The sequence below is a fragment of the Streptomyces sp. NPDC037301 genome, assembly GCF_055602785.1.
Genome location: NZ_JBVJWD010000109.1, coordinates 1 through 8864, shown reverse-complemented (window position 1 = coordinate 8864; position 8864 = coordinate 1). Strand labels below are relative to the sequence as shown.

Genomic DNA, 8864 nt, shown 5'->3' with positions numbered 1-8864 from the left:
CTCTCCCAGCTACCAAAACCGAACCCCCCCCGGAGGGGCGGGAACCAGAGACCCCAGCACCACACGACGGACGGCGGGCTTCCCCCCGCCCCCCCCCCCCGGGCAGGGCAGGAGCACGGTCGCGGGCACGGCGCCGCCGCCGCGGACGCTCTCGGCGAGCGCGGCGAGGTCCTCATAACACGGCAGACCGAGCTCCGCCAGACCCTCACCCAGGACCACGGCCGATCCGGGAACACCGGTGATGTCACCCGAACCGCCCGGCAGCAACGCCCAGTTGACCTCATACAGCGAATCCACGCTCTGACCGGAGAGCGTGTCAGCGGTGAGCGGGCGCGAGGTGAGCGTGTCGATGGTGAGCACCGGAAGGCCGGTGCCGTCGGTCAGCCGCACCGCGAGCGAGTCAGCGCCCGTCGGCGTCAGCCGGACCCGTGCCGTGGTGGCACCGGTCGCGTGGAGGCGAACCCCGGCAAAGGAGAACGGCATCATCCGCTCGCCGCCGTCCTCCAGCAACGTCACCAGACCCGTCTGCAGCGCGGCGTCGACCAGCGCGGGGTGCACCCCGAACCGCCCGGCATCCCGCTCGGCGCCCTCCGGCAGCGCGACCTCGGCGAACAACTCCTCGCCGCGCCGCCATACCGCCCGTATGCCCTGGAAGATCGGACCGTAGCCGTACCCGGTGGCCGCCAGGCGGTCGTAGAACCCGTCGATATCCACGGCCTCCGCGCCTGCGGGCGGCCAGGCGGCGTCGGCTGCGGCCTGCTCACCGGCGAGTGCGGCGGGCACCGCGATCAGCAGCCCCTCGGCGTGGCAGACCCACTCCGCACTATCGTCCTCCTGGCCCGGCCGCACCGCCCGGGAGTGCAACCGCACCGCGCGCCTGCCCTGCTCGTCAGGGGCATCGACGGCGACCTGGATATCGACCACCGCGTCGCCGGCCGGTACGACCAGCGGGGCCTGCAGAACGAGCTCGTCAAGGAGTTCACAGCCAACGCTCTCACCCGCCCGCAGCATCAGTTCGAGCACGGCGGCCCCGGGCACCAGGACCCGGCCCAGCACCGCGTGACCGGCGAGCCAGGAATGCGTACGCAGGGATATTCGGCCCGTGAAGAGGTGGCCCTCGCCGTCCGCGAGCGCGATACCGGCAGCCAGCAGCGGGTGACTGAGCGCGGAGAGACCAGCCCCGGACACCTCAGCGGTACCGGCCGCACCGTCCAGCCAGTAGTGCCGGCGCTGGAAGGCATACGTGGGCAACCCGACCCGGCATGCACCACTGCCAGCGAACACACCCTGCCACTCCGGCTCCACACCCCGCACCCACAACTCCGCCAGCGAAGTGAGGAAACGCCGGGCACCACCCTGCTCACGCCGCAACGTGCCGACCCCGCACACCTCCACACCCACCGCCTCACCGGTCTCCTCCACCGAAGACGTCAGCACCGGATGAGGACTGACCTCGACGAAAGTGGTGTGGCCCGAAGCAATCAACTCCTCCACCGTGTCAAGGAACCGCACCGGCTGCCGCAGATTACGGAACCAGTACTCCGCATCAGCCACACCGTCCTCAAGGAGCCCACCAGTCACGGTCGAGTACATGGGCACATCACCCGGACGCGGCGCCACCGGAGCAGCCAGCTCCAGCAAGGCCTCCCGCAACTGCTCCACCTGCGGAGTATGCGACCCGTAATCCACCGGAATACGACGGGCCCGCACACCATCACGCTCACACGCTGCCACCAGCTCATCCAGCGCCGCCGCCTCACCCGCGACCACCGTGGACCGCGGGCCGTTGACCGTGGCCACACTGATCCGGCCCGCCCAGGACTCGATCAGCTCCACCGCCGCGCCCTCAGCCAGCGGCACCGACACCATGCCACCCTGACCGGCCAGCTCCCGCCCGATCAACTGACTGCGCAGCGCCACGATCCGCGCACCGTCCTCGACCGACAGCACACCCGCCACCACAGCAGCCGCCAACTCACCCTGCGAATGACCGATAACGGCGGCGGGCCTGACGCCCGACGCACGCCACACCGCGGCGAGCGACACCATGACCGCCCACAGCATCGGCTGGACCACATCCACACGATCCAACGACGGCGCATCCTCGCGCTCCCGCAGGACATCGACCGGAACCCAGTCGACGTACGGCGCCAGAGCAGCCGCACACTCACCAAACCGCTCCGCGAACACCGGAGAGGAATCCAGGAGCCCGACCGCCATCCCAGCCCACTGCGAACCCTGACCCGGGAAGACAAACACGACGTCCGAAGCGCCTTCCGAGGCCACACCCGTGACCACACCAGCCGCCGGTTCACCTTCTTCCAGGGCCTTCAGGGCGGTGAGAAGTTCCTCCTGGTCCGCGCCGAGCAGCACGGCCCGGTGCCCGAGTCCCGCACGCGAAGATGCCAGCGACCAGCCCAGGTCGGCGATCGAGGCCTCGGAGGAGGCCACGAACTCGTGCAGCCGCTCCGCCTGTCCGCGCAGCCCGGCTGCCGACCGGCCCGAGAGCACCCACGGCACGACACCACCGCCGGAGACAAGGCCGGCCGGACCGGACTCGACCTCGGCTTCGGGGGTCTCCTCGGCCGGGGCCTGCTCGACGATGACGTGCGCGTTCGTCCCGCCCACACCGAACGACGACACACCCGCACGGCGTGCGCGACCCGTCTCGGGCCACGGACGCTCCTCGGTCACCAGCTCAACGGCACCCGCGGTCCAATCCACATGCGGCGTCGGCTCATCGACGTGCAGCGTCTTGGGCACCACACCATGCCGCATCGCCTCGACCATCTTGATAACACTCGCCACACCCGCGGCAGCCTGCGTGTGACCGATATTGGACTTCAACGAGCCGAGCAGCAGCGGCTGCTCCTCGTCCCGTTCCTGGCCGTACGTGGCGAGCAGCGCCTGCGCCTCGATCGGGTCGCCCAGCGTGGTACCCGTGCCATGCGCCTCGACCACGTCCACCTGCGCGGGAACAAGCCCGGCGCTCTCCAGAGCCTGCCGGATCACACGCTGCTGCGCGGGGCCATTGGGCGCGGTCAGACCGTTGGACGCGCCGTCCTGGTTGACCGCCGAACCACGGATCACGGCAAGGACCTGGTGGCCGTTGCGGCGCGCGTCCGAGAGCCGCTCCACCAACAGCAGACCCACACCCTCCGACGCGCTCATACCATCGGCAGAGGCAGCGAACGCCTTGCAGCGACCGTCCCGCGCCAGACCCTGCTGCCGGCTGAGCCCTACGAAGACTTCGGGCGTCGCCATGATCATCACGCCGCCCGCGAGCGCCATTGAACACTCTCCAAGCTGCAGCGCATTGATCGCCAGGTGCAGCGCCACCAGCGACGACGAGCACGCCGTGTCGACAGTGAGTGCCGGGCCTTCGAGGCCCAGGGTGTATGAAATCCGGCCGGAGATGACGCTGTCGGCGCGGCCGGTGAGCAGATAGCCCTGCGCCTCGTCGGGGGCGGTGGCCGGGTCGCCGTACCCGTGGAAGCTGGAGCCCACGAAGACACCGGTGTCGCTGCCACGCAGCGCGGTGGGGTTTATGCCGGAGCGCTCGAACAGCTCCCAGGAGGTCTCCAGGAGCAGCCGCTGCTGCGGGTCCATGGCCAGGGCCTCGCGCGGGGATATCCCGAAGAAGCCGGCGTCGAACTCCCCCGCATCGTGCAGGAATCCACCTTCGGCCACGTACGAGGAGCCGGGGCGCTCGCCGGTCACGTCGATCAGCGATGAAGGATCCCAGCCGCGGTCGGCGGGCAGGCCCGTGATGGCGTCGCCGCCCTCGGAAAGCAGCCGCCACAGATCTTCGGGCGAGGCGACACCGCCGGGGAAGCGGCAGCTCATCCCGACGATCGCCACCGGCTCGCTGCCGGCCGACTCCACGGCCTTCAGCCGTGACTTGGTCTCCTTCAGCTCAGCGGTCACGCGCTTGAGGTAGTCGAAGAGCTTCTCTTCATTCGGCATGGGCGGCGGGTCCATTCCTTAGCAGCACTAATAAGGTCGGCAGTCGTGTTCCGGCTGGAGTCACAAGGGCGGCGCGCAGAGCGTCCGGCCGGTCCGGATCACGGCTCCCCCAGCTCGTCATCAATCATTGCGAACACTTCGTCCTGGGAGGCAGCCTGCAGGTCCCAGCTCTGCGCGGCCCTGCCGCCCGAGGTGACAACCGAGTCGGGGCTGACACGGCGCAGCAGTTTCTCCAGCCGCTCCGCCACCTCGCCCCTGACCGGGTCGTCGTCACGCAGGGTGGCCAGCTCAACATCCAGGCGGTCCAGTTCGGCCAGCATCGGGCTGGTGTACGTCTCATCGCCGAACAACAGGTCGTGCAGATAGGCAACAAGGTCAGCGACCGTCGGATAGTCGAAGACGAGCCCGGCTGGCAGCTTGTGGCCGACCACGCCACCGAGGCGGTTGCGCAGCTCCACTGCGGTGACCGAGTCCAGGCCGAGCTCCGCGAACGGGCGGGCGAGCGGCACCGATTCGGCCCCGTCGTGGCCGAGGACGGCCGCGGCGTGGGTGCGGACCGCCTCGCGCAGCACCCGGACCTGCTCCTTACGAGCCAGGCCGAACAGACGTTCGGCAAGATTGGGGCCCTCCGTGCCGCCGGTACCCACCCCGTCCACAACCGTCTCCTGGGGGCGCTGGACCTCCGCGAGGCCGTACAGCAGAGGACTGGGCCGCGCGGCGGTGTAAGCGAGCTGAAACTTGTCCCACTCGATGTCGGCGAGGACCACGAAGGTGTCGTCGCCTGCCAGGGCTCGCTCCATGGCGAGGGTGGCGCGCTGCGGGGACATGAGCGGCACGCCGTGCCTGCGGCGCAGGTCAGCAACGGCGTCCTTCTCCGCCAAGCCGCCCTGGGCCCAGGCGCCCCAGCCGATGGAGGTCGCCACCTGGCCGTGGGCCCTGCGGTACCAGGCCAGCGCGTCCAAGTAGGCGTTGCCCGGCGCGTAGTTGCCCTGGCCCGCGGCGCCGAAGGTGCCCGCCGTGGAGGAGAAGAGCACGAACGCCGACAGGTCCGCGTCCGCGGTCAGCTCGTGGAGGTTCCACGCGGCACCCGCCTTCGAGCGGAGCGAGGCGGCTACGCGGGGGAGGGTCAGCGTCTCCAGCGGGCCGTCGTCCAGGGCGGCGGCGGTGTGGAAGACCGCGGTCAGCGGCAGCTTCTCCGGGATGCCGGCCAGGGCGGCTGCCAATGCGTCGCGGTCGCCCGCGTCGCAGGACAGGACGGTCACCCGCGCGCCCGCTGCCGTCAGTTCGGCCCGCAGCTCGTCGGCGCCCTCGGCATCGGGGCCGCTCCTGCTCAAGAGCATCAGGTGCTCAGCGCCTCGCTCGGCAAGCCAGCGTGCGATGTGGCCGCCGAGCGCGCCGGTACCGCCGGTGATCAGGACGGTGCCCTTGGGGGGCTGCCAGGCGCCGTCCCGTCCCGCGGACGCGGCGGCGCGCACCAGCCTCCTCGCGCGGACGCCGGAGGGGCGCACCGCGAGCTGGTCCTCGCCGGTCTCGCCGGTCAGCAGGGCGCAGAGCCGGTCGACGTCCCGCTCCCCCGGCTCGGCGGGCAGGTCGATCAGGCCGCCCCAGCGGTCCGGGCACTCCTGGGCCGCGACCCGGCCGAGTCCCCACACCATCGCCTGGCTGGGCCCGGTTAGTTCGGCGCTGCTGCCGGTGGTGACCGCGCCGCTGGTGACGCACCACATGGGGGCGGTGACTGCGGTGGTGGCCAGTGCCTGGATCAGCCCGAGGGTGCGGGTGAAGCCGAGGGGCACGCCGGGGTGCGCCGGGTGGGAGTCCTCGTCCCGTCCGGTCAGCGCGAGGACTCCGGCCGCCTGCTCGTGTCCTTCGACGGCGCGCAGTCGTACGGAGATCTCGGCGACGTACGGGAGTTCGCCCGTGGTGGCTGCGTCCTCGGCGCGCTCCGCGGGGAGCAGGACCTGGCGGACGGTGCCGCCGCGGCGCTCGATGCCCGCGCCGATGGCCCGCACCGCCGGGTCGTCGGCGCGCTCCTCGGGCACGGCGATCAGCCAGGTGCCCGTGAGGCGGGCCTGGGTGTCCTGGACCGGCGCCCATTCGATCCCGTAGCGCCAGGCGTCCACGGTGGACGCCTCGCGCTGCTTGCCGTGCCAGGCGGAGAGCGCGGGCAGGATGGTGGCGAGCGAGGAGCGCACGGAGTCGTCCGCCACGCCGAGCGCGGCGGCGAGCGATTCGGTGTCGCCGCCGTCGACCGCCGTCCAGAAGGCGCTGTCGACGCCGGAGCCCGCGGTGCCCTGCGCGGGCGCGGGGGCGTCCAGCCAGTAGCGCTGCCGGTGGAAGGCGTAAGTGGGCAGGTCCACGGTCCTGCCACCGTCGAAGGTGCTCGACCAGTCCACGGGGGCGCCGGCGACGTACAGTTCGGCGAGGGCGGTCAGGAGTCTGCTGCGGCCGCCGTCTTCGCGCCGCAGGGTGCCCGCGACCACGGGGGCGGCCTCGAGGTCCGCGAGGCTGGCCTCGATGCCGGTGGTCAGGACCGGATGCGGGCTGACCTCGACGAAGACGCCGTGGCCCGCGTCGGCGAGGGCCCGCGCGGTCTGCTGGAAGCGGACGGGTTCGCGGAGGTTGCGGTACCAGTACTCGGCGTCGGCCACACCGTCCTCGAGGAGCTCGGCGGTGACGGTCGAGTACATCGGCACCTGGGCCGGGCGCGGGATCACGGGAGCGGCGAGCTCAAGGAGGGCCTCGCGAAGCTGCTCGACCTGCGGGGTGTGGGAGCCGTAGTCCACCGGAATGCGGCGGGCCCGTACGCCGTCGCGCTCGCACGCGGCCATCAGCTCGTCCAGCGCCGCGGCCTCACCGGCGACGACCGTGGACTGCGGGCCGTTGATCGTGGCGACGCTTATCCGGCCCGCCCAGGGCTCGATCAGCTCCTCCGCCGCGTCCTCGCCGACCGGCACGGACACCATGCCACCCTGGCCTGCCAGTTCACGCCCGATCAGCTGGCTGCGCAGCGCGACGATCCGCGCGGCATCCTGGAGGGAGAGCACGCCGGCGACCACGGCGGCCGCCAACTCACCCTGGGAGTGCCCCGCTACGGCAGCGGGCTTGACGCCGTGCGCGCGCCACACCGCGGCGAGCGAGACCATGACGGCCCACAGCATCGGCTGGATCACGTCCACGCGCTCCAGCGACGGAGCGTCCTCGCGCTCGCGCAGCACGTCCGCGGGCGCCCAGTCGATGTGCGGGGCGAGGGCCGCCGCGCACTCGCCGAACCGATCCGCGAACGCCGGGGAGGAGTCCAGGAGTTCGGTCGCCATGCCCGCCCACTGCGAGCCCTGGCCGGGGAAGACGAAGGCGGTCCTGGTGTCGCGTGCCGCAGTGCCCTGGATCACGCCGGGGGTCTCGTCGCCGTGGCCGAACGCGGCCAGGCGCCGCAGCAGTTCCGCGCGGTCGCGGCCGATGACGACGGCGCGGTGCTCGAATCCTGCCCGGGTGGTCAGGAGCGAGCGTGCGATGTCGACGAGAGTGGCCTCGGGGGCGGCGCTGACGTGTGTGTGCAGGCGCAGTGCCTGCTCGCGCAGGCTTTCCGGGCTCTTGGCGGAGATCACCCACGGCAGGTGGTCGCCGGTGTCCTCGGCGGCCTCGGCCTCGGGCTCCGGGGCGTGTTCGAGGATGACATGGGCGTTGGTGCCGCTGATGCCGAACGAGGAGACGGCGCCGCGCCGCGGCCTGCCCGTCTCGGGCCACGGCACGCTCGCGTCGGCGAGCCGCACACCGGCGGAGTCCCACTCGATGTGCGGCGTCGGCTCGTCCACATGCAGCGTCTTCGGCACCACACCGTGGCGCAGGGCGAGCACCATCTTGATGACGCCCGCGACACCGGCCGCGGCCTGGGTGTGACCGATGTTGGACTTCACCGAGCCGAGCAGCAGCGGCTTGTCCTCGGAGCGGTCCTTGCCGTACGTGGCGAGCAGCGCCTGGGCCTCGATGGGGTCGCCGAGCGAAGTTCCGGTGCCGTGTGCCTCGACGACGTCGACGTCGGCGGTGGTGAGCCCGGCGTTGGCGAGCGCCTGGCGGATGACGCGCTGTTGTGCGGGGCCGCTCGGCGCGGTCAGGCCGTTGGAGGCGCCGTCCTGGTTGAGGGCGGAGCCACGGAGGACCGCGAGGACGGGGTGGCCGTTGCGGCGCGCGTCCGAGAGCCGCTCCACGACGAGCATGCCGACGCCCTCGGCGAAGCCCATGCCGTTGGCCTCGGCGGAGAAGGCCTTGCAGCGGCCGTCCGGCGAGAGACCGCTGATGCGGCTGAACTCCACCATCGGGCGCGGGGTCGACATGACGGTGACGCCGCCGGCGACCGCGAGTGTGCAGTCGCCGTTGCGCAGGGCGTGCGCGGCCTGGTGCAGGGCGACCAGCGAGGACGAGCACGCCGTGTCGACCGTGATCGCTGGGCCCTCCAGGCCGAGCGTGTAGGCGATGCGGCCGGAGGCGACGCTGTTGGCGCTGCCGTTGCCGAGGTAGCCCTCGTATCCGCTGAGCAGGTCGGGGAAGCGCGCGGCGTAGTCGTTGTAGATCAGGCCGGTGAAGATGCCGGTCGGGGTGGAGCGCAGGGTGGCCGGGTCGATGCCGGCCCGCTCCAGTGCCTCCCAGGTGGCCTCAAGGAGCAGCCGCTGCTGGGGGTCGGTGGCCTGCGCCTCACGCGGCGACATCCCGAAGAAGCCGGGGTCGAAGTCCGCCATGTCGTGCAGGAATCCGCCGACCTTGGCGAAGTGCAGCTCGGGGGCCTCGGGGTTGTGCAGGTCGACGGAGTCCCAGCCGCGGTCGGTGGGGTAGTCGCCCATGGCGTCGCGTTCGTCGGTGAGCAGTTGCCACAGTGTTTCGGGCGAGTCGATGTGGCCGGGGAA

General features: G+C 71.7%; 1 protein-coding gene and 1 pseudogene. Both read right to left on the bottom strand.

Going from position 1 to position 8864, the window contains the following annotated elements:
- Positions 1–9 precede the first annotated feature (9 nt).
- A pseudogene (locus ACZ7IB_RS47975) lies at positions 10–3966 on the bottom strand (type I polyketide synthase); the annotation flags it as partial.
- 98 nt (positions 3967–4064) lie between these two features.
- On the bottom strand, positions 4065–8864 hold a 4800-nt coding region (locus tag ACZ7IB_RS47970), incomplete at its 5' end, for a type I polyketide synthase (RefSeq protein WP_470921575.1).